The organism is Mesorhizobium sp. WSM4840, assembly GCF_055811755.1.
On the sequence record NZ_JBVVQD010000001.1, the window covers coordinates 216744 to 237057 of the forward strand.

The window sequence follows — 20314 nt, forward strand, 5'->3', positions numbered from 1 at the left end:
CCAGCGCCACCACTACCCCGGGGTGGGCGGCTATCACAACCCCCCCCAGCTGGGGGTTGTTCAACACAATCACCCCCCGGGCGCCGCCCCCCTTTTTGCCGTGGCCCCGCGCCCCGGGGGGGGGGGCCCCGACCGCCGACTTGACCTGCGTCGTGTCGGCGGCGAGGCGCGAGACGATCTCGCCCGACTGGGCGGTGTCGAAGAAGGATGGCGACAGCGTCGTGACATGGCGGAACACATCGCTGCGGATGTCGGCGACGACGCGCTCGCCCAGCGTGATGACGAAATAGTAGCGGCTGGCTGACGCCGCAGCGAGCAAGGCAGCCATCACCACCAGCATGGCGAAGTACTCGGCGATGAAACTGGAATTGGAGGCGGAAAAGCCGTGATCGATCATCCGCCGTACGGCGAGCGGCAGCGCCAGCGTTGTCGCCGCAGCAATGGTCAGCGAGACGACCGCGCCAATGATCATTTTCCGGTAGCGGGTGATGTAGGGGAACAGGCGCCGCAGCGGCTTGAGCGAGCGCCTACGCTCGTCTGCATCGCCGCTGGTGTGCGCCATGACCGTTTCCTCTGGCTCTTCTGGGCATGCGCCTCAATATGCGCTTACCGCGGCCTTGTGATTCAATTCCGGCTGATGTATAGGCTCGCCGACCGTTTTTAAAAGCCGTGGCTCCTCAATAGCTGCGGCTTCGAGTTTTAAAAAGGGGCGCATCGACGCAGGCTTTATGCCCGTCAGCAGCCCCAGCGAACCAGGAATAGCACAATGAAGACCGACATCCATCCCGACTACCACACCATCAAGGTCGTCATGACCGACGGCACCGAATACATGACCCGTTCGACCTGGGGCAAGGAAGGCGATACGATGAACCTCGACATCGATCCGACCACCCATCCGGCCTGGACCGGCGGCCAGCAGACCCTGCTCGACCGCGGCGGCCGCCTGTCGAAGTTCAAGAAGCGTTTCGAAGGTTTTGGGCTCTAAGCCGCAGGCCTTTCGTAGATCAAGAACCCGCCCTCGTGGCGGGTTTTTTGTTGCCGGAATGCGGCTCTATTCGTCGACCAGCTCGCGCAGCGCCATGCGCTTGTAGGCGGCGACCAAGTCGTCGCCTTCCTTTCGACCGACCGAGATCGCCAGCCGCATGGTGGCCTCGCCCATCTGCCAGATGAGAAGCGCCGTCGTTTCCAGCGCCGCCGGATCGGCGGCAGGCCGCAGCCGCTTCAGCACCGCTGTGAGGAATTCGGCATTGGCCCGGCTGTCCGCAAGCTCGAGTTCGCGCAGCGCCTTGTCGGCTTGTGTACCCGACCAGATGTCGCGCATCACCGGCTCCGCCAGGAACAGCCCATAATAAATATCCACCAGCTCGGAAAATGCCCGCCGCAGCCCTTCGGCGTCGCTAACCTGTGCAAGTGCTGCCGCGATGCAGGCCTGGCTTTGAACGGTGTAGCGCTCGGCCAGTGCCCAGATGATCGCCCGCTTGTCCGGGAAGAACTGGTAGAGTGAACCGATCGACACGCCGGCCCGTTCCGCCACTTCGCCCATGCGCATGGCATCGCTGCCTTGCTCGGCGATCAGCGCGGAGGCGGCAGCCAGCATCCGCTCGACCCGCTCGCGGCTGCGCTGCTGGCTTGGTGCCCGGCGTGGCGATGCGATCTGACCATCCTGTGAACTCGATAAGGTCGAGCCTTCCATCACTGTCTCCTGACGAACAATCAACAAATTAGCTTGACTCACAAAATACGAGGGTTTATCACGTTTTGCAAATGTGAGGATTGCTCATGTTTGTAAACAAAGGAAAATCACCATGATCGACACAGCAAGGAAACCGACTTTGATCCTCGGCGGCACCGGCAAGACCGGCCGTCGTCTCGCGGACAGGCTGACGGCGCAGGGCTTGCCGGTACGCATCGGCTCGCGCTCGGGCACGCCGCCCTTCGACTGGGAAAACGACGCGACCTGGGCCCCCGCACTTGACGGTGTCGGCGCCGTCTACATCAGCTACTATCCTGATCTTGCGGTGCCCGGTGCGGCCGAAGCGGTCGGCGCCTTCGCCAACCTTGCCGTGGCAAGCGGTGTGCGCCGGCTGGTGCTGCTGTCGGGGCGCGGCGAAACGGAAGCGCAACGCGCCGAAGAGATGCTGAAAGCCTCAGGCGCCGACTGGACGATCCTGCGCTGCGCCTGGTTTTCCCAGAACTTCAGCGAGAGTTTTTTGCTTGATCCGCTTCTCGCCGGTGAGGTGGCTTTGCCGGTCGGCACTGTCGGAGAACCGTTCGTCGACGCCGACGACATTGCCGACGCCGCCGTGACGGTGCTTACCCGGCAAGGCCATATCGGCCAGCTTTACGAGTTGACGGGACCACGGCTGCTGAGCTTCGCCGACGCGGTCGCCGAGATCAGCAAGGCGAGCGGTCGTGACATCCGGTTCAAACGGATTTCGCATGCCGAGTTCACCGCCGCAGTAGCCGGGTACGAGTTGCCGGCCGAGTTCGCCTGGCTGCTCAACGAACTGTTCACCGAGGTGCTCGACGGCCGCAACGAGGCGCTGACCGACGGCGTCGAGCGGGTGCTCGGCCGCGCGCCGAAAGACTTTTCCGCCTATGCAACCGAAACCGCCGCTACGGGCACCTGGAGTGACTGACATGATCATGAAGCTGCTCCCCACCCTCACCTTCATCGCCGCGCTCGGCTCGGGCGTCGTCGCTGGTGTCTTCTTCGCCTTTTCCAGCTTCGTCATGCCGGGCCTCGCCCGCATGCCGGCCGCGGGCGGCATCGCCGCCATGAATTCGATCAACGTCACTGCGGTGACGCCGATGTTCATGACCGCGCTTTTCGGCACCGGGCTGGTCTGCCTTGTCCTCGCCGCCGGCGCTGTCATCGGATGGGGCCAACCGGGCTCGTTGTGGCTTCCCGCCGGCGCCCTGATCTATCTCGTCGGCAACCTGATCGTGACGATGATTTTCAACGTGCCGCTCAACAACGCGCTGGCCGCCGTCGATCCGGCAAGCGCCAACGGCGCCGCCGTGTGGGCCACCTATCTCAGGGACTGGGTGATGTGGAACCACGTCCGCACCATCACCGCCATCGTGGCGCTGGGCTGCTTCATCGTGGCGTGGCGGTGAATTAGGGCAGAAATCTAAGAGACCTTGCGTCAGGCAGGGTCTTTTGACTTGTGGCCCTTACGATCGGCATGGCCGAGATCGCGATCCGGATCAATCACGTCGCGAACCAGTTGCTTGAGCCTTGCGGCATCGGGAAAGCCGCCATCGCGCTTGCGGTCCCAGACCAGCGTGTCGTTGCAGGAAATGGTGAAAATGCCGCCGGTGCCCGGCACCAGCGTGACCTCGCCCAGATCCGTTCCGAAGGTCGACAGCAGCTCCTGCGCCATCCAGCCGGCCCGCAGCAGCCACTGGCACTGCGTGCAATAAGTGATGCGGACGCGGGGCAGCGCCTGTCCGCTCATGTCGGACTGAGCTCCGCTCATGTCTGGCTGAGCTCCGCTCATGCCGCGCTGAGCTTCGCCATGGTCTCGTCGTCGACCTCAAAATTGGCGTAGACGCTCTGCACGTCATCATCGTCCTCGAGCGTGGCGACCAGCTTCATCAGCGACTGTGCCCGCTCCTCGTCGACCGCGATGTTGGTTTGCGGCTTCCAGATCGGCTTCACCGATTCAGCCTCGCCGAGCGCGCCTTCCAGCGCCTTCGACACCTCGCCGAGGTTCTCGAACGCGCAATAGATCGTGTGGCCTTCCTCGTCCGACTGGACGTCGTCGGCCCCGGCCTCGATCGCCGCGTCCATGACCTTCTCGGCGCTGCCGACTGACGCCGGATAGAAGATCTCGCCGACACGGTCCCACATGAACGACACCGAGCCAGTTTCGCCCATCGCCCCGCCAGCCTTGGTGAAGGCGGCGCGCACATTCGACGCCGAGCGGTTGCGGTTGTCGGTCAGCGCCTCGACGATCAGCGCAACGCCACCCGGCCCATAGCCTTCGTAGCGCACAGCTTCGTAAGTCTCGGCGTCGCCCATCGACGCCTTGTTGATGGCGCGCTGGATATTGTCCTTCGGCATCGACACCGCCTTGGCGTTCTGCACGGCAAGACGCAGGCGCGGGTTCATCGACGGATCCGGCGTGCCGCTCTTGGCGGCGACGGTTATTTCGCGCGCCAGCTTGGAAAACATTTTCGACCGCACCGCGTCCTGGCGGCCCTTGCGGTGCATGATGTTCTTGAACTGTGAATGGCCAGCCATGGCACCCCTGTCGTCTTCTCGGCTAGAGCATCCTGCAGCGAAGTAATTACCTCGCCTTTTGCCAAAATGCTCGAAGTCAAAATTTCAGAACGTCCCTGGTGCGTCCGGATGGACGTACGGCGCTCTATGTCGGAATGGCCGGCTTATAGATAAATCGGCTCAATTCGTCCAGCCGCGCCGTGAGGGTGGTGCGGCAACGTAACCGCCAGCTGCTTTCCTGCGGCCATTTCACCCCTCCAGATCGGATTTCAGCCGGTCGAGAATGCTGATCGCATGCGTGGCGTACTGGCTGATCCAGCGGTCGTGGATCTGCTTGATCGGCAGCGCATTGAGATGGTTCCAGCGCTCGCGCCCCTCGCGCCGCGCCACCACCAGGTCGGCTTCCTCCAGCACTTTCAGATGCAGCATGACGGTGCAGCGGTCCATGTCGGGAAAGGCATCGCACAGCATGCCGGTGGTCCGCGGCGCGTCTTTCAACTCGTCCAGCAGCGCACGCCGGCGCGGATGCGCCAGCGCCTTGAAAACATTGTCGTCCTGCGCTTTGCTTGACATGTTATATTTTTATAACACAATATCGATCCGATCAAGGAAGGAGCTGTGGATATGTCTCTTGGATTCAGAGTTTCGGGCCGCATCGGCAAACCGGTCGCCGAAGTTTTCGACGCGGTCGTCAACCCGAACAAACTCAGCGGCTATTTCACCACAATCGGCGGCGCCAGTGCCCCGCTGGTGGCCGGCGCCAAGGTCGTCTGGTGGGGCAAGGTCCCGGTCGAGGTCGACGAAGTGGATAAAGACATCCGCATCGTGCTGCGCTGGGACGCCACCGACGCCGACGGCAAGCCGGCTTACAAGACGCGCATCGAGATGAATTTCGAGCCGCTAGACGACGGCGGCACCTTCGTCACCATCGCCGAGGCCGGCTGGCACGAGGACGCGGTCGGCCTGAAGAAGTCCTACCTCAATTGCGAGGGCTGGTCGCAGATGCTGGCCTGCATGAAGGCCTATGTCGAATACGGGATCAATTTGCGCGACGGCTACTATCGCAGCGAGATGAAGGGCGAGCCGGCGAGCGAAGACAATATCTGAGAAGACGGAGGAAAGAATGGCTGCGAAGATCAACGGCGGCATCAACATCGCCATGAAGGTGCCGCCACACCAATACCAGGAGACGATCGCCTTCTACCGCGATGTCGTCGGCCTGAAGCCGTTCACGGCCAAGGCGCCGGCGATCGGTTTCGAACTCGGTCCCAATCGCCTGTGGATCGACGAGGCGCCGATGCTGAGCCAGGCCGAGGTCTGGCTGGAGCTGTTCACCGATGATTTTCCGGCCGCCGCCGATCATCTCGCCAAGGCCGGCGTCGTGCGCTGCGACGCCATCGAGGCGCTCGGCGAAGGTTTTCGCGGCGGCTGGATCACCAATCCGGCCAACATCATTCACCTGGTGCGCGAACCCGACGCATGGTGACGGAGACCTGTTCGGAAGGAGGACGAAATGGACATCCGTGAGACACCGACCGCCGAAGCCGGCATGCTGATCCGGCGGCCGGTCGCAGAAGTGTTCGAAGCCATCGTCGATCCGGCGATCACGACGAAATTCTGGTTCACCCATGGCAGCGACAGGTTGGACAGCGGCAACGAGGTTCGCTGGGAATGGCGCATGTATGGCGTCTCGACGCCGGTCACGGTCAGCGAGATCGTCCGGGACGACAAAATCGTCATGCAATGGAGCGATCCGCCGACAACGGTGGTCTGGACCTTTACCGAGCTGCCGGGCGGCACGACCTTTGTCGAGGTTCGCAATTTCGGTTTTGCCGGCAGTGCCGACGAGCAGGTCAAGCAGGCGATCGGCTCGACCGATGGCTTCGCGCTGGTGCTCGCCGGCGCCAAGGCGTGGCTGGAGCAAGGCCTGACGCTTGGCTTGATCGGCGACCGTCACCCGAAGGGCGTGCCGACCGACTAAGGTCTTCGGGTGCCAAAAGCCATTCTGCAGCGATCCTTCCCACCCCCCTCTGTCCTGCCGGACATCTCCCCGATGAGGGGACCCGCAAGGGGGGATTGGATATCACTTCGGCTTTCGCCAGTCTCCAACGCTGCAGGACGAGCGGAGCGCTAAAGCTGCCAATCTCCCTCCTTGCGGGGGAGATGTCCGGCAGGACAGAGGGGGCTGTCCCTCCGACGTCTCAAAGGTTCTGCATGGCCGCGACAATTGAGGCAGAGCTCAGGCCTTCGCGCCGTCGCTTCGCTCCGCCAACTTCAGTGCCCCGCGCCCGCCTTTGCCCTCCTCCGACGCCGCGCCAGCATGTTGAAGCCCTCGACAAGGGCGGAAAAACCCATGGCGGCGTAGATGTAGCCCTTCGGCACATGGAAGCCCATGCCGTCGGCGATCAGCGTCATGCCGATCATCAGCAGGAAGCTCAGCGCCAGCATGACAATGCTGGGGTTCTTGGCGATGAAATCGGCGAGCGGCCCGGCCGCCAGCATCATCACGCTGACCGCCACGATGACGGCGATGTACATGATGGCGATCTCGTCGGTCATGCCGACCGCGGTGATGATCGAATCGATCGAAAAGACGAGGTCGAGCAGCAGGATCTGGAAGATAGCGCCGGCCAGCGAAAGCTGCAGCGTCGAGCCCATCATCGTATCCTGGTGATCCTCGAGATCGACCGTGTGGTGGATCTCCTTGGTCGCCTTCCAGACGAGGAACAGGCCGCCGGCGATCAGGATCAGATCGCGCCAGGAAAAGCCATGGCCGAAAGCAGTGAATACCGGCGCCGTCAACTGGACGATGATCGAGATGGTGGCAAGCAGAACCAGCCGCATGATCAGCGCGGCAGAAATGCCGAGCCGCCGGGCGCGGGCCCTTTGTGCCTCCGGCAATTTGTTGGTGAGGATCGAGATGAAGATCAGATTGTCGATGCCGAGCACGACCTCCAGCACAATCAGCGTCAGCAACGCTACCCATGCGGTCGGATCGGAGACAAAGGCGAAATGCGGCGCCAGGAATTCGATGAGCTGCATGGAGGTCGTCCCCTCTTACGATCTGAAGCAGGCGTAGCCGGCAATTAGGTAGTACAATCGCTTACATCAATGTCATGACCAGAACGATGGCGCCGTTTCCTCCAGCCGCGGTCCGCGACGAAACGGCGCAATCCGCTCGGTCAGGCCGCTGCGATCCGAAATGTCGACGCCGACGCCGCACAATGTCGCCGGGCCGGTCGCCGCCTCGAAGCGCCCTTTCGGCACCTTCGACAGAAACCGGTTGAGCGGCTCCTCCTTGTCCATGCCGAGCGAAGAATCGTAGTCGCCGCACATGCCGGCGTCGGAGATATAGCCGGTGCCGCCATTGAGGATCTGGTGGTCGCCGGTCGGCTGGTGCGTGTGGGTGCCGACGACCAGGCTGGCGCGGCCGTCGACGAAATGCGCAAAGCACATTTTTTCAGAGGTCGCCTCGGCATGGAAATCGATGACCACCGCATCGGCCTGCTCGCCGAGCGGGCAGGCGGCAAGCTCGCGCTCACCGGCCTGGAACGGATCGTCGAGTTCAGGATGCATGAACACCCGGCCCATGATGTTGGCGACCAGAACGCGTGCGCCGTTCCTGGCGATATAGACGCCGGAGCCCCGCCCCGGCGTGCCCTTGGGGAAATTGGACGGACGCAGGAACCGTTCCTCCCGCGGCGCGAAAGCCAGCGCATCGCGCTGGTCCCAGACATGGTTGCCGGTGGTGACGACATCGGCTCCCGCCGAGATCGTCTCGCGAAAGATCTCTTCGGTGATGCCGAAGCCGCCGGCGGCGTTCTCGCCGTTGACGATAACGAAGTCGAGTTTGAAATCCGAGATCAGGCCGGGCAGTTGTTCCCACACCGCCGTGCGTCCAGTCTTGCCGACCATGTCGCCGAGGAAGAGAAGTCTCATCTATGCATGATCCCGAACCGAAAGTCAGCGAAGCAAAAGCTGCATGACTTTCCGCAAAAGATCATGCGTCCATTGACGTGTATCTATAATTGCAGCGCGAACCGACGCAACCCGCTCTCGGTGAGTATTTCCGGAATGATCACGTCGTGATTCTCATCCGGCACCTGCGCGCCCGCAACGCGATCGGGCTAGGCAACGTCTACGGCGCGTTCCGTCGGCGTAGCCAGAAGAACCAGACGTAGAAGGCGGTGAAACCACCGGTAGCGGCAAGGAGCAACAGCGCGCCGCGCCAACCCTTGGCTGCGGCGGAATCGAGGTTCGACGGATCGGCAGGGTCGTAGTACAACTCTACCTTGTCGCCTATGGACACTCCATAAAGACCGATAACCTTTTCCTTTCCGGACCAAGTCATCGGCGCGTCGTTAGCCATATAGCTGACGGCGACATTGATGCCATCTTTGGTGAGGCCGTTTTTCTGCATTTCAGTGTAGGGATTGACATCCGTCACGGTGGCGACCGTCTGATACCAGACGGCCTGATGATACAGAGAGGTTCCGATGATGTGCAATCCCATCGCAAACAGCGCTGCCGTGATCAGGGCGAAAGGCATCAGAAGGAAACGCATAAAGACAAAAACCTTTGCCGCCATCGCACCAGATTGTATTGCAGAAAGACTATTTGATATTTCTTAGAAACGTGTCAAGCAGATCGTGATATTTTAAGGGATATCGAAGCAGCGTAGCCCGCTCTCGGTGAGTATTTCCGGGATGATGACGTCATGGTTCTCGTCCGGCACCTGTGCCACCTCCTGGCAGTCGAAGGCGATGCCGATCAGCCTGGGCGGCTGCCCCTTGTTGACCAGCTTGGCGATCGCGCGGTCGTAGTAGCCGGCGCCGTAGCCGATACGGTGGCCACGCGCGTCGAAAGCGGCGAGCGGCACCAGCATCACCGCCGGATCGAGCACCGCAGCCTCCTCATGCGGGCCGACCGTGCCGAACCCCATCTCGACCATCGGCGCGCCCCGCACCAGCTCACGAAAGACGATGGTGGTCTTGTCGAGGATCGCCGGCAGGCAAAGCCTTGCGCCCTTTTCGCGCAAGGCGAACATCAGCGGCCGGACATCGACCTCCGAACGCATCGGCCAGAAGCCGGAGATGATCTGGCCCGGTTCGACCGCGATCTGGTCGCGCGCGGTCTCGGCCATTTCGAGCGCGATTTCCACGCGCCAGAATTCGTCGAGCGCATCACGTCGCCCGAGCGCTTCCTTGCGAAGATGTTTTTTCAGGTCTCTCGAAGATGTCATGCGCCAAGGTAGAAAAGGTCAGATTGGAGATGAAGTTTTGGGAGCGACGTTTTCCACCTTATGATCCACCGGAATGCGTGGATGCCTTGCGAAAAATGACGATCCACACAACCGGTGGAGAAGTCGATCCCGGGTGCCTACAAAGTAGGTGGGCGCCGTGTGAGAAAACCCACGGGTCTTCCCAGGGACAGCTCCCTAAGGATCGTTAAGGCCCCGGGGAAAAGTGTCTCCTGCCGGGAAGCGCAGACCGCCGACCCCAATATAGGCCGATGGCCGGCCAAGCGCCAGAGACACGGCATGGTTGGCGGCTTTATCATTCAGAATTTCCGCCATACGCAGCGCCCGAGCTCGTGCTTGCGCCGGCGTGGCCGCATCCTTACGGTCGGCTCGATCGAACCGAGGAGCAAAAATGCGTTTCGAAGGCACGGCGGCCTATGTCGCCGACAAGGATCTGATGGTGGCGGTCAACGCGGCGATCGCGCTCGAGCGGCCATTGCTGGTTAAGGGCGAGCCCGGCACCGGCAAGACCGAACTGGCCAGGCAAGTGGCGGCCGCGCTCGGCCTCGAGCTGATCGAATGGCACGTCAAGTCGACGACAAGGGCGCAGCAGGGCCTCTACGAGTATGACGCCGTCTCGCGGCTGCGCGACAGCCAGCTCGGCGACGAGCGCTTCAACGACATCAGGAACTACATCAAACGCGGCAAGCTGTGGGACGCCTTCGCCGCCGGCAAGAAGGTGGTGCTTCTGATCGACGAGATCGACAAGGCCGATATCGAATTCCCCAACGATCTGTTGCAGGAACTCGATAGGATGGAGTTCTTCGTCTACGAGACCGGCGAAACGGTCCGCGCCGCTGTGCGCCCCATCGTCATCATCACCTCCAACAACGAGAAGGAGCTGCCGGACGCCTTCCTGCGCCGCTGCTTCTTCCACTATATCCGCTTTCCCGACGTCGAGACACTGCACAGGATCGTCGACGTGCACTATCCCGGCATCAAGCAGAACCTGGTGCGCGCCGCACTCACGCAGTTCTACGAGATCCGCGATGTGCCGGGTCTGAAAAAGAAGCCGTCGACCTCCGAGGCACTGGACTGGATCCGCCTGCTCGTCGCCGACGACATCGCGCCCGAGGATTTGCGCGCCGACCCGAAGAACGCGCTCCCCAAGCTGCACGGCGCGCTTTTGAAGAACGAACAGGACGTCCATCTGTTCGAGCGCCTGGCATTCATGGCGAGAAGGCAGGGGTGAGGAGCGGGCGGCCAAAGCCGACGAAAAGCCAACGATTTGGCTTTTCGAGCGACGAACGCCCGGAGCCGTAGCGGAGGGCCGGGCATGCGGCGGCGGACAGCGCTTTCCCGTTGCTGGACCGTTGCCGCCAGCCGGGCAACGAGGCAGCTTGGCCCGAAGCTTCGGAAGGAAACGAAATGACCGAGATCACCGTCCGCCCACTGGCACAATCCGACCACGCCGACTGGCAGCGTCTGTGGACTGCCTACCTCACCTTTTACGAAACCAAGCTGCCGGAAGAGGTCTACGCCGTCACCTGGAAGCGGCTGTTCACGGCGGGTGAGTTCGAACCGAAGGGTTTTGTCGCCACCCTGGACGGCAAGGCGGTCGGCCTGACACATTATCTCTATCACCGCTCCTGCTGGTCGCAGATGAACAACTGCTATCTGCAGGACCTGTTCGCCGACCCGGATGTGCGCGGCAAGGGCGTCGGCGCCGCCCTGATCGAGGCGGTCAAGCAGGAAGCCGGCAAGATCGGCGTCAGGAATGTCTACTGGATGACGCACGAGACCAACACCACCGCGCGCAAGCTCTACGATCACGTGGCGCGCAGGACCGGCTTCATCGAATATGATTTGATGTGATGAACGGTCGATCGCCCGGCCTGCCAGATGGATTTGAGGACAAATCATGATTCACTATGTCGGAATTCTTGACGGCGCAGATGATGTCTGGGGAGTGCGGGTGCCCGAGCTTCCCGGATGTCACGGCGGTGGCGCAAGTCCCGAGGACGCGATAGCCGATGCGACCTCCGCCGTTCGTGAATGGGCTGAGGCACGGATGGCGAAGCACTTGCCCTTGCCCGGCTCGCGCACGGTGGCAGATATGCTCAGACTGGGCGAAATCGATAGCGCTGCCGGCGAATCTGCCGTGATGATTCCCGTGCTGATCGATTCCGGACGGCCTGTCCGGGCCAATCTGTCGCTCGACGCAGGCCTTTTGGCGGCAATCGATGCCGAAGCGAGCCGACGCGGCCTCACGCGTTCCGCCTTCATCGCCAGCGCCGCACGGGAGAAGATTGAAGGGCACAGATAAAAGTCGGACCATGTTCATCCCCTTCTTCCTCGAACTGAAGGCTGCGCGGGTTCCGGTCTCGCTCCGAGAATATCTGTCGCTGCTGGACGGGCTGGAGGCAGGGCTGGTCGACTATGACGTCGAGGGGTTTTACTATCTTGCCCGCGCCGCACTGGTGAAGGATGAGCGCCACATCGACCGTTTTGACCAGGTCTTTTCACACATTTTCAAGGGCGTTGAAGCGCTGGCTGGCGAAAACCCGGTCGACGTCGAAAACATCCCGGAGGAATGGCTGCGGCGGCTTGCCGAAAAGCACCTGACCGAAGAAGAGAAAAAGCTGGTCGAGGCCCTGGGCGGTTTCGAAAAGCTGATGGAAACGCTGGAAAAGCGGCTGGAGGAACAGAAGGGCCGCCACCAGGGCGGGTCGAAATGGATCGGCACCGGCGGCACCTCACCGTTCGGCGCCTATGGCTACAATCCCGAAGGCGTTCGCATCGGCCAGCACGAAAGCCGCAACCGCCGTGCGGTGAAAGTCTGGGACAAGCGCGAGTTCAGGAATTTCGACGATGCCGTCGAGCTCGGCACCCGCAACATCAAGATCGCGCTGAAGCGTTTGCGCCGTTGGGTGCGCGAAGGCGCCGAGGAGGAGTTCGACCTGCCCGGCACCATTCACGCCACGGCCGAACATGGCTATCTCGACGTGCAGACACGGCCCGAGCGGCGCAATGCGGTGAAGCTGCTGATGTTCTTCGATGTCGGCGGCTCGATGGACGACCACATCAGGAGCGTCGAGGAGCTGTTTTCGGCCGCCCGCGCCGAATTCCGCCAGCTCGAATATTTTTACTTCCATAACTGCCTCTACGAGGGCGTATGGAAGGACAATCGCCGTCGCCATGCGGAGGTAATCCCGACCTTCGATCTGCTCCACAAATACGGTCCGGACTACAAGGTGATCGTCGTCGGCGATGCCTCGATGAGCCCCTATGAGATCGCGCATCCCGGCGGCTCGGTCGAGCACTGGAATCCGGAGGCCGGCGTCGTCTGGCTCGGCCGTCTGCTGCAGCAATGGCCGGGCGCGGTGTGGCTCAACCCGGAAAATGAGAAACACTGGGGCTATACTCATTCGATCGCCATGATCCGCGATATCTTTGGCGGCCGCATGTTTCCGCTGACGCTCGCCGGGCTCGAAGCCGCGACGAAGCAACTTTCAAGGAAGCACTGAATGGATCCACGCAAAACAGGACGGCCGACCTGTTTCCTCTGCCTGCAATGTGGCGTCCAGTTCGCGGCGGCAACGACGCCGCCGCAACATTGCCCGATCTGCGAGGACGAGCGGCAATATGTGCGCTGGGAGGGCCAGGCCTGGATCACGCCGGAAGAGCTCGCCGCCGGGCATCGGATCGTGATGAAAGACGATGCCGGCGTGCTCGCCTTCGGCATCGAGCCGCGCTTCGCCATCGGTCAGCGGGCGCTGCTGGCACAAACCCCGCACGGCAATGTGCTGTGGGACTGCATCTCGATGGTCAGCAGCGAGGCGGTGGCCGAAATCAACCGACGGGGCGGCCTCACCGCGATCGCCATTTCGCACTGCCATTATTATTCGGCGATGGTCGAGTGGAGTGAGGCGTTTGGCGGCGTGCCGATTTATCTGCACGCCGATGACCGTCAGTGGATCATGCGGCCGCATCCGGCTGTTATCAGTTGGGAGGGCGAGACGCGCGCCCTAAACCCCTCGCTGACACTTATCCGTTGCGGCGGTCACTTTGCCGGGGGCCAGGTGCTGCACTGGAAGCGCGACGGCGGCGACGCCATCCTGGCCGGCGACATCTTGCAGGTGACCCCAACGCGCCGCCATGTCAGCTTCATGTACAGCTACCCGAACTACATCCCGCTCAATGCGGCGAAAGTGCTCGGCATCGAGGCTGCGCTGGAGCCTTTCGCGTTCGACCATATCTACGGCGCATGGTGGAACCAGAACGTCCTCGGAAATGCAAAGACGGTATTTGCAGGGTCGGTTGCGCGGTATCTCGCGGCGATCGCCTGAGGAATTCTTCGCGGCAGCATCGGAAATACCGGCAAACGCCGTAACAAATGCCTATTTTAGGCGAACTTGGGAAGACAACCCCAATAGCGGCATGAACTAAGAGGCAAAAAATGGATAGTCACACCTACCCAGTCACCCGCACCGATGCCGAATGGCGCGCCCGGCTGACGCCGGAGCAATATGCGGTGATGCGCAACCACGGCACCGAGCGGCCGGGCAGCTGCGCCCTGCTCCACGAGAAGCGCGCCGGCACCTTTTCCTGCGTCGGCTGCGACCAGCCTTTGTTCGAATCCAAGCTGAAGTTCGAGAGCGGCACCGGCTGGCCGAGCTTCAACGATCCGGTGCCCGGTTCGGTCGAGACGACTGTCGACCGCAGCTATGGCATGGTCCGCACCGAATGCCACTGCGCCCGCTGCGGCAGCCATCTCGGCCACGTCTTCGAGGACGGCCCGCCGCCGACCGGCCTGCGCTATTGCATGAATGGCGTCGCGCTGAAATTCGAGCCGGCCACCTAACAGAGATTCGAGGTTGGCAAAGGACGGCTTCGGCCGGCCTTTGCCGGCAGCGCTGTCCTCTCAGATCACCACCACTAGTATCAGCCACAGCACAGCCCCCAGCGTCATCAGCGAAGCCTTGACGCCGCCGGATTTCTCGGCTGTCCGCCACACCGCAAAAGTCAGAAAGAAATTGTACGGCACCGGCGCGAAATGCACCGCCAGAACGAGAGCGAGCGGCAGCTTCAGCCCGAGCAGGATCAGCGCCAGCACCGACAATGCGATATTGATCGCCGTGCCGACAAGGACAAGATCGCGCCAGAACAGCCGGTCAAGCGGGACCGTGCCTTGCCAGCGCGAGCGGAAGAAACCCGCCGCACGGCCTGCCTTACCGTCTTCGCCTTCGAAAGTCTCTGGCGCACTCATCGATGCGGCTTTCTCTCATTCGATAGCCGCAGAGATGTCCAAAGCAGCAAGCCCGTCAACGCAAGTCGATCATCGGCACGCAAGCGTATGATTTGGAAGATTGTCATCAAACGGTCGTGAAACCTTTCTACGTCGCCCTTGTCGGCATCTCGGCAAAGACACCTTGCCGGAATCTGCTGCCCCCATCATCCAGTCGCCTGCCAAGGAGGTCTTGAGATGAGCGATAATGTCTACAACGTGCTGTTTCTTTGCAACGCCAATTCGGCGCGATCTATCATCGCGGAAGCCATCCTCAATCGGATCGGTGCCGGCAGGTTCAAGGCCTTTTCCGCCGGTTCGCAGCCGAAGGGCGAGGTCAATCCCTACGCACTGCAGCTGCTCGAGAGCCTCAACTACGATACGAGCTTCGCCCGCTCGAAGGGCTGGGACGAGTTTGCCGAGCCCGATGCGCCGGAAATGAACTTCATCTTCACGCTTTGCGACAGCACCGCAAACGAATCCTGTCCGATCTGGCCAGGTCATCCGATGACCGCGCTCTGGTCGATACCGGACCCAGCCAAGGCAGACGGCACCGAAGCCGAACTGCACCTTGCCTTTGCCGATGCCTATCGCATGCTCAACAACCGCATTTCGCTGTTCACCAATCTGCCGATGGATGCGCTCGACCATCTGGCGCTGCAACACCATCTCGATGCGATCGGCGGCGACACGGAGAAGCCGAACTAATGCATGTCGCCCAAAAGTGCGCAGCGGTTTTGGGGTAACGACATGCATAAAAGCAAAACTAAAGCGCGTCGCACGAATCCCTTCAGACGCGACGCGCTTTAGGCTCAAGCGGCCGACAGGCCGGCGAATTCACGAACCGGCTTCGCCACCCTCGCCCAGAACCTCGGCAACGGCACGCTCGAAACGCGATGCTTCCGTCACCAGCCAGTCGGCCATGGCCGGCCAATTGTCCTCGGCAAAACAGTTCACCCGCCATAGCGAATTGATGCCGAGGCCCTCGCAGCTCTGTTCCGGCCTGAGCTTCAAACTGTCTTCGATCGCCGGCTGGAAAGGCTTCAACCGCGACCAGGCTTCCGTGGCACCGAACTTCTCGTTGCGGCCGAAGAAGACGCCGACATGGTTCTGCGCCGGCGCGACATACATGGAAAGGACCAAGGCGAAGTCGGGCAGCCCGCGCTGCCAGAACCAGGGTCCGCGCCGCGCCATCAGAGCCCTTTCTTCCGGATGCCGCTCCGCGAACAGCGTCCAGAAGCCGCGTTGGCGGAATTCAGAGGCGCGGCGGACGCCAAAGTCGAATTCGCTCATGGTTCGACCCGTTGAGGGCGCCGCAACCGGCGCCCAGGGCTGTTACCAGCCTTACACCATGCCGAGCGCGGCTTTGTAGAGGTCGAGGATGGTTTCCTCCTCTTGCCGCTCGGCCTGGTCCTTCTTGCGCAGACGGATGATCGACCGCATCGCCTTGGTGTCGAAGCCGGTGCCCTTGGCTTCGGCGAACACTTCCTTGATGTCGTCGGCGATCGTCTTCTTCTCTTCTTCGAGCCGCTCGATGCGCTCGATGAAGGCACGCAGCTGGCCGGCGGCAACAGTCTGGCTGGTTTCGGTGATGTCGTCGGCCATTTTTTCTCCGCGTCGTTTTCCATGCCGCGACTCAGGAACTGTCGCGGCGAATTTGCAGCGGTTCGATGCCCGACCGGGGGCGGCGGGTCAAGCTGTTATCGATGCGGCATGAAGGGTGGGCAGGACCTAAGGTGTGTTGAGATTCAGGTCAGGCCGAGTCGAAAACGCCGGCTTCCGAGAACCGGAGCGGAGCGTACTTAAAGTACGTGAGCACCGGAAGCGCAGGAGGCCGGCGTTTGCAGGCCGGCATCACCTGAATATCAACGCACCTTATCCGAATGCGATCAGCAGATCCTTGGCGTCAATCTGGTCGCCGGCCTTCACCAGCACTTCGGCGATTGTGCCATCGCGCTCGGCATGCAATGCCGTCTCCATCTTCATCGCCTCGATCGACAGCAGCACGTCGCCGGCCTTGACCGCTTGGCCGGCGGCAACGGCAAGCGCCGAGACGACGCCGGGCATCGGCGCGCCGACATGCGCCTCGTTGCCCGGCTCAGCCTTGCGCCGTGCCTTGGCGGCGGAAGCGCCATGCGCGCGGTCCGGCACTTTGACCCGGCGCGGCTGGCCGTTGAGCTCGAAGAACACGGTGACCATGCCCTTCTCGTCGACATCGCCGATGGCCAGGCAGCGCACCACCAGCGTCTTGCCCTTCTCGATGTCGACAAAGATCTCGTCTTCCGGCTTCATGCCGTAGAAATAGGTTGGCGTCGGCAGCACACTGACCGGCCCGTAGGTTTCCTGCGCTGCGGTAAAGTCGGAGAAAACCTTCGGATACATCAGCCAAGAGGCGAATTCGAATTCGCTGAGCTTGCGCTCAACCTTATCTTCGATCTCCTTGCGGCTGCCCTTGAGATTGGCCGCTTTCAACAGCGAGCCAGGTCGCACGGTGATCGGCTTGTCGCCCTTAAGCACCTTCTTCTGCAGTGCCTCCGGCCAACCGCCGGGCGACTGGCCGAGATCGCCGCGCAGCATCGACACGACCGAATCCGGGAAGGCGATATCCCTGGCCGGATTTTCGACATCGGCGACCGTCAGGTCCTGGCTCACCATCATCAGCGCCATGTCGCCGACGACCTTGGACGACGGCGTCACCTTGACGATGTCACCGAACATCAGATTGACGTCATGATAGGTCTGCGCCACTTCGTGCCAGCGTGTCTCCAGACCGAGCGAGCGCGCCTGTTCCTTGAGATTGGTGAATTGCCCACCCGGCATTTCGTGCAGGTAGACTTCCGAGGCCGGCCCCTTCAGGTCGCTCTCGAAGGCGGCATACTGGTTGCGCACCGCCTCCCAGTAGAACGAGATGTTCCTGATCCATTGCGGGTTGAGGCCCGGATCCCGCTCGGTGCCTTTCAGGGCCTCAACGATCGAGCCAAGGCAAGGCTGCGAGGTGTTGCCCGACAAGGAATCCATCGCCGCGTCGATGGCGTCGACGCCGCTGTCCACCGCAGCCAGCACCGTCGCCGCCGAGAGGCCTGACGTGTCGTGCGTGTGGAAATGGATCGGAAGGTCGGTCGCTTCGCGCAGCGCCCTGAACAGCACTCGTGCCGCCGCGGGCTTTAGGAGGCCGGCCATGTCCTTGACCGCGACGATATGGGCGCCGGCCGCCTGCAACTCCCTGGCCAGCGTGACATAGTATTTGAGGTCGTATTTGGCTCGGGCCGGGTCGAGTATATCGCCGGTGTAGCAGATCGCTGCTTCGATCAGCTTGCCTTCGGCGCCGACCGCGTCCATGGCGACCCGCATGTTATCGACCCAGTTCAAACAGTCGAAGACCCGGAACAGGTCGATGCCGCCGGCGGCTGCCTGTTTGACGAAATGCTGGACGACATTGTCGGGATAGTTGGTGTAGCCGACGCCGTTGGCGCCGCGCAAAAGCATCTGCAGCAACAAATTGGGCGCTGCCTCGCGCACCAGCGACAGCCGTTCCCAAGGGTCTTCGGTGAGGAAGCGCATGGCGACGTCGAACGTCGCCCCGCCCCAGCATTCGAGCGACAAAAGCTGCGGCAGCGCGCGCGCATAGGTGCCGGCAATGCCGGCGATGTCATATGTGCGCACCCGCGTCGCGAGCAAGGACTGATGTCCGTCGCGCATCGTCGTGTCGGTGACCAGCACCTCTCTCTGCGCGCGCATCCAGGCCGCGAATTTCTCCGGCCCAAGCGCGTCGAGCTTCTGCTTGCTGCCATCGGGCACATTGCCGTTGAGATAGGGCACCATAGGTGCCGCCGCATCGGCCTTCGGCTGCGGCCGGCCACGAGTCTCGGGATGGCCGTTGACGCTGACATCGGCGAGGTAGTTGAGCAGCTTGGTCGCGCGGTCCTGCCGCTTCACGCTGGCGAACAGCTCCGGCGTCGTGTCGATGAACTTGGTCGTGTAGGAATTATCGGCGAAACTCGGGTGATTGATGATCGCCTCGAGGAAGGTGAGATTGGTCGCCACGCCGCGAATGCGGAACTCGCGCAATGCCCGGTTCATCCGGGCGATGGTCTCGGCCGGCGTCGGCGCCCAGGCCGTCACCTTCTCCAGCAGCGGGTCGTAAAAACGGGTGATGACCGCGCCCGAATAGGCTGTGCCGCCATCGAGGCGGATGCCGAAACCGGTGGCGCCGCGATAGGCGGTGATACGACCATAGTCGGGAATGAAATTTTGCTCGGGATCTTCCGTGGTGATGCGGCACTGCAGCGCGTGGCCGTTGAGCCTGATATCCTTCTGCGCCGGCACGCCCGATTCCGGCGTGCCGATGGCGAAACCATCGAGGATGTGGATCTGCGCCTTGACGATGTCGATGCCGGTCACCTGCTCGGTAACGGTGTGCTCGACCTGGATGCGCGGGTTGACCTCGATGAAGTAGAATTTGCCGGTGTCGGCATCCTGCAGGAATTCGACCGTGCCGGCGCCGATATAGCTCGTCTCGCGGGCGATCTTTAGCGCATGACCGCAAAGCTCTTCGCGCTGCGACATTTCGAGATACGGCGCCGGCGCGCGCTCGACCACCTTCTGGTTGCGGCGCTGGATGGAGCAATCGCGCTCGAACAGGTGCACGGCATTGCCGTGTATGTCGCCCAGCACCTGCACCTCGACATGGCGGGCGCGCTCGATCAGCTTTTCGAGATAGACCTCGTCCTTGCCGAAGGCGGCTTTCGCTTCGCGCTTGCCCTCCGTCACCTCGCGGGCGAGATCGGCTTCCGAGCGGATAGCGCGCATGCCGCGGCCGCCGCCGCCCCACGATGCCTTCAGCATCACCGGATAGCCGATCGTCTTGGCGAGTGCCTTCACCGCTTCCATGTCGTCCGGCAAGGGATCGGTAGCGGGAATTACCGGCACGCCGACCTCGATCGCCAGGTTGCGTGCAGCGACCTTGTTGCCGAGCCTGCGCATCGTATCCGGCTTGGGCCCGATGAAAATGATGCCTGCGCCGGCGCAGGCTTCGGCGAACTCAGGGCTTTCCGACAACAGCCCGTAACCCGGATGGATGGCATCGGCGCCCGAAAGCCTGGCGACGCGGATCACTTCCTCGATCGACAGATAGCTTTCGATCGGCCCCATATCCCTGGTCAGATGCGGCCCGCGCCCGACCTGATAGCTTTCGTCGGCCTTGAAGCGATGCAGCGAGTATTTGTCCTCCTCGGCCCAGATCGCAACGGTTTTGAGGCCGAGTTCGTTGGCCGCGCGGAAGACGCGGATGGCAATTTCGGAGCGGTTGGCGACAAGGATCTTCGAGATTGCCAAGGACAAGGCTCCGGACGCGAACGGAAGGGAACTGACGACATGATTAACGCGAAAATGCTGCAGTGCAAACAAAATCGAAGGAAGCGATTAAACCGATTTAGTTTGATCTATGGAGCGTTGACACATTGCGTGTCGGTCCCGGACGACGCCTCGCAGTCCCGATCCGGGCTTTCGGGAAACTCCCATGAAAAATGCCCGGCGCGGGGCGCCGGGCATTTTATGT

The 20314-nt window shown here is 62.0% G+C and carries 26 protein-coding genes, 1 other RNA gene and 1 pseudogene; 13 read left to right on the forward strand and 15 right to left on the reverse strand.

Translation table 11 applies throughout. The annotated features are described in order from the left end of the window. Window positions 1-562: ABC transporter transmembrane domain-containing protein (locus tag AC0L3I_RS01155; protein WP_473525683.1), on the reverse strand; the 562-nt coding region annotated here is incomplete at its 3' end. Between the two features lie 204 nt (window positions 563-766). Here AC0L3I_RS01155 and rpmE point away from each other — a divergent pair. Beyond that, window positions 767-988 (forward strand): 50S ribosomal protein L31, encoded by a 222-nt coding sequence (gene rpmE, locus AC0L3I_RS01160; protein ID WP_006327661.1) that lies wholly within the window; start codon window positions 767-769, stop codon window positions 986-988. 66 nt (window positions 989-1054) lie between these two features. Here the strand turns inward: rpmE and AC0L3I_RS01165 are convergent, their stop codons facing one another. Further along, on the reverse strand, window positions 1055-1696 hold the full coding sequence (locus tag AC0L3I_RS01165) for a TetR/AcrR family transcriptional regulator (protein ID WP_473525684.1): 642 nt from the start codon (window positions 1694-1696) through the stop codon (window positions 1055-1057). Window positions 1697-1808: 112 nt separating this feature from the next. Here AC0L3I_RS01165 and AC0L3I_RS01170 point away from each other — a divergent pair, with 112 nt between their 5' ends. Both AC0L3I_RS01170 and AC0L3I_RS01175 read left to right on the forward strand, forming a co-directional pair. Continuing rightward, window positions 1809-2642 (forward strand): Rossmann-fold NAD(P)-binding domain-containing protein, encoded by an 834-nt coding sequence (locus tag AC0L3I_RS01170; protein ID WP_473525685.1) that lies wholly within the window; start codon window positions 1809-1811, stop codon window positions 2640-2642. A gap of 1 nt (window position 2643) precedes the next feature. Continuing rightward, window positions 2644-3123: an anthrone oxygenase family protein gene (locus AC0L3I_RS01175; RefSeq protein ID WP_473525686.1), complete on the forward strand. Its 480-nt coding sequence runs from the start codon at window positions 2644-2646 to the stop codon at window positions 3121-3123. 29 nt (window positions 3124-3152) lie between these two features. Here AC0L3I_RS01175 and AC0L3I_RS01180 read toward each other — a convergent pair whose 3' ends face one another. The 3 genes from AC0L3I_RS01180 to AC0L3I_RS01190 form a co-directional block, all read right to left on the reverse strand. After that, entirely contained in the window at window positions 3153-3485 is a 333-nt protein-coding gene (locus AC0L3I_RS01180; protein WP_473525687.1) for an Rdx family protein, read from the reverse strand. A gap of 17 nt (window positions 3486-3502) precedes the next feature. After that, window positions 3503-4252, reverse strand: coding sequence for a YebC/PmpR family DNA-binding transcriptional regulator (locus tag AC0L3I_RS01185; RefSeq protein ID WP_023800014.1), 750 nt, complete (start codon window positions 4250-4252; stop codon window positions 3503-3505). Between the two features lie 228 nt (window positions 4253-4480). Further along, complete coding sequence (locus AC0L3I_RS01190; RefSeq protein ID WP_029348930.1) at window positions 4481-4804, reverse strand: ArsR/SmtB family transcription factor; 324 nt, start codon at window positions 4802-4804, stop codon at window positions 4481-4483. A 51-nt stretch (window positions 4805-4855) separates the two neighbouring features. Between AC0L3I_RS01190 and AC0L3I_RS01195 the strand changes: the two genes are divergently transcribed. The 3 genes from AC0L3I_RS01195 to AC0L3I_RS01205 are packed head-to-tail and all read left to right on the forward strand — an operon-like array spanning window position 4856 to window position 6212. Next, a complete protein-coding gene (locus AC0L3I_RS01195) occupies window positions 4856-5338 on the forward strand; it encodes an SRPBCC domain-containing protein (protein WP_473525688.1) in 483 nt (160 codons plus the stop codon). Between the two features lie 16 nt (window positions 5339-5354). Then, a complete protein-coding gene (locus tag AC0L3I_RS01200) occupies window positions 5355-5717 on the forward strand; it encodes a hypothetical protein (RefSeq protein ID WP_292576361.1) in 363 nt (120 codons plus the stop codon). Window positions 5718-5744: 27 nt separating this feature from the next. Further along, a complete protein-coding gene (locus tag AC0L3I_RS01205; RefSeq protein ID WP_473525689.1) occupies window positions 5745-6212 on the forward strand; it encodes an SRPBCC family protein in 468 nt (155 codons plus the stop codon). Between the two features lie 293 nt (window positions 6213-6505). On the opposite strand, the gene AC0L3I_RS01210 is transcribed toward AC0L3I_RS01205, so the two are convergent. From AC0L3I_RS01210 to ssrS, 6 genes and pseudogenes are all read right to left on the reverse strand, one after another. After that, the gene (locus AC0L3I_RS01210; RefSeq protein WP_473525690.1) at window positions 6506-7273 is read right to left on the reverse strand and encodes a TerC family protein; all 768 of its coding nucleotides are present in this window, start codon (window positions 7271-7273) and stop codon (window positions 6506-6508) included. A 72-nt stretch (window positions 7274-7345) separates the two neighbouring features. Then, on the reverse strand, window positions 7346-8170 hold the full coding sequence (locus AC0L3I_RS01215) for a TIGR00282 family metallophosphoesterase (protein ID WP_292160016.1): 825 nt from the start codon (window positions 8168-8170) through the stop codon (window positions 7346-7348). A gap of 83 nt (window positions 8171-8253) precedes the next feature. After that, window positions 8254-8340 (reverse strand): annotated as a pseudogene (locus tag AC0L3I_RS01220) (5-formyltetrahydrofolate cyclo-ligase); the annotation flags it as partial. Window positions 8341-8369: 29 nt separating this feature from the next. Next, window positions 8370-8819 carry a DUF3592 domain-containing protein gene (locus AC0L3I_RS01225; protein ID WP_473525691.1) on the reverse strand — a complete coding sequence of 150 codons (450 nt, stop codon included), beginning with the start codon at window positions 8817-8819 and terminating at the stop codon, window positions 8370-8372. 69 nt (window positions 8820-8888) lie between these two features. Then, window positions 8889-9473 carry a 5-formyltetrahydrofolate cyclo-ligase gene (locus tag AC0L3I_RS01230; RefSeq protein WP_473525692.1) on the reverse strand — a complete coding sequence of 195 codons (585 nt, stop codon included), beginning with the start codon at window positions 9471-9473 and terminating at the stop codon, window positions 8889-8891. A gap of 96 nt (window positions 9474-9569) precedes the next feature. Continuing rightward, window positions 9570-9725, reverse strand: a non-coding RNA gene (gene ssrS, locus AC0L3I_RS01235) — 6S RNA. A 157-nt stretch (window positions 9726-9882) separates the two neighbouring features. Between ssrS and AC0L3I_RS01240 the strand changes: the two genes are divergently transcribed. The 6 genes from AC0L3I_RS01240 (at window position 9883) to msrB (ending at window position 14334) form a co-directional block, all read left to right on the forward strand. After that, entirely contained in the window at window positions 9883-10722 is an 840-nt protein-coding gene (locus AC0L3I_RS01240) for an AAA family ATPase (RefSeq protein WP_292576373.1), read from the forward strand. 176 nt (window positions 10723-10898) lie between these two features. Further along, on the forward strand, window positions 10899-11345 hold the full coding sequence (locus tag AC0L3I_RS01245) for a GNAT family N-acetyltransferase (protein WP_473525693.1): 447 nt from the start codon (window positions 10899-10901) through the stop codon (window positions 11343-11345). A 46-nt stretch (window positions 11346-11391) separates the two neighbouring features. Beyond that, a complete protein-coding gene (locus AC0L3I_RS01250; RefSeq protein ID WP_473486313.1) occupies window positions 11392-11796 on the forward strand; it encodes a type II toxin-antitoxin system HicB family antitoxin in 405 nt (134 codons plus the stop codon). 10 nt (window positions 11797-11806) lie between these two features. After that, entirely contained in the window at window positions 11807-12997 is a 1191-nt protein-coding gene (locus AC0L3I_RS01255; protein ID WP_473525694.1) for a vWA domain-containing protein, read from the forward strand. Beyond that, window positions 12998-13819 carry an MBL fold metallo-hydrolase gene (locus AC0L3I_RS01260; protein ID WP_473525695.1) on the forward strand — a complete coding sequence of 274 codons (822 nt, stop codon included), beginning with the start codon at window positions 12998-13000 and terminating at the stop codon, window positions 13817-13819. A 110-nt stretch (window positions 13820-13929) separates the two neighbouring features. Further along, a complete protein-coding gene (gene msrB / locus AC0L3I_RS01265) occupies window positions 13930-14334 on the forward strand; it encodes a peptide-methionine (R)-S-oxide reductase MsrB (protein WP_473525696.1) in 405 nt (134 codons plus the stop codon). A 60-nt stretch (window positions 14335-14394) separates the two neighbouring features. Here msrB and AC0L3I_RS01270 read toward each other — a convergent pair whose 3' ends face one another. Then, complete coding sequence (locus tag AC0L3I_RS01270; RefSeq protein ID WP_473525697.1) at window positions 14395-14739, reverse strand: hypothetical protein; 345 nt, start codon at window positions 14737-14739, stop codon at window positions 14395-14397. Between the two features lie 216 nt (window positions 14740-14955). Here AC0L3I_RS01270 and AC0L3I_RS01275 point away from each other — a divergent pair, with 216 nt between their 5' ends. After that, entirely contained in the window at window positions 14956-15465 is a 510-nt protein-coding gene (locus AC0L3I_RS01275; protein WP_473525698.1) for an arsenate reductase ArsC, read from the forward strand. Window positions 15466-15594: 129 nt separating this feature from the next. Here AC0L3I_RS01275 and AC0L3I_RS01280 read toward each other — a convergent pair whose 3' ends face one another. The 3 genes from AC0L3I_RS01280 to pyc all read right to left on the reverse strand — a co-directional run bounded on the left by AC0L3I_RS01280 (window position 15595) and on the right by pyc (window position 20091). After that, entirely contained in the window at window positions 15595-16050 is a 456-nt protein-coding gene (locus AC0L3I_RS01280; RefSeq protein ID WP_473525699.1) for a hypothetical protein, read from the reverse strand. A 51-nt stretch (window positions 16051-16101) separates the two neighbouring features. Next, complete coding sequence (locus AC0L3I_RS01285; RefSeq protein WP_023800031.1) at window positions 16102-16362, reverse strand: DUF2312 domain-containing protein; 261 nt, start codon at window positions 16360-16362, stop codon at window positions 16102-16104. 270 nt (window positions 16363-16632) lie between these two features. Beyond that, window positions 16633-20091 carry a pyruvate carboxylase gene (gene pyc, locus AC0L3I_RS01290; RefSeq protein ID WP_473525700.1) on the reverse strand — a complete coding sequence of 1153 codons (3459 nt, stop codon included), beginning with the start codon at window positions 20089-20091 and terminating at the stop codon, window positions 16633-16635. Window positions 20092-20314 lie beyond the last annotated feature (223 nt).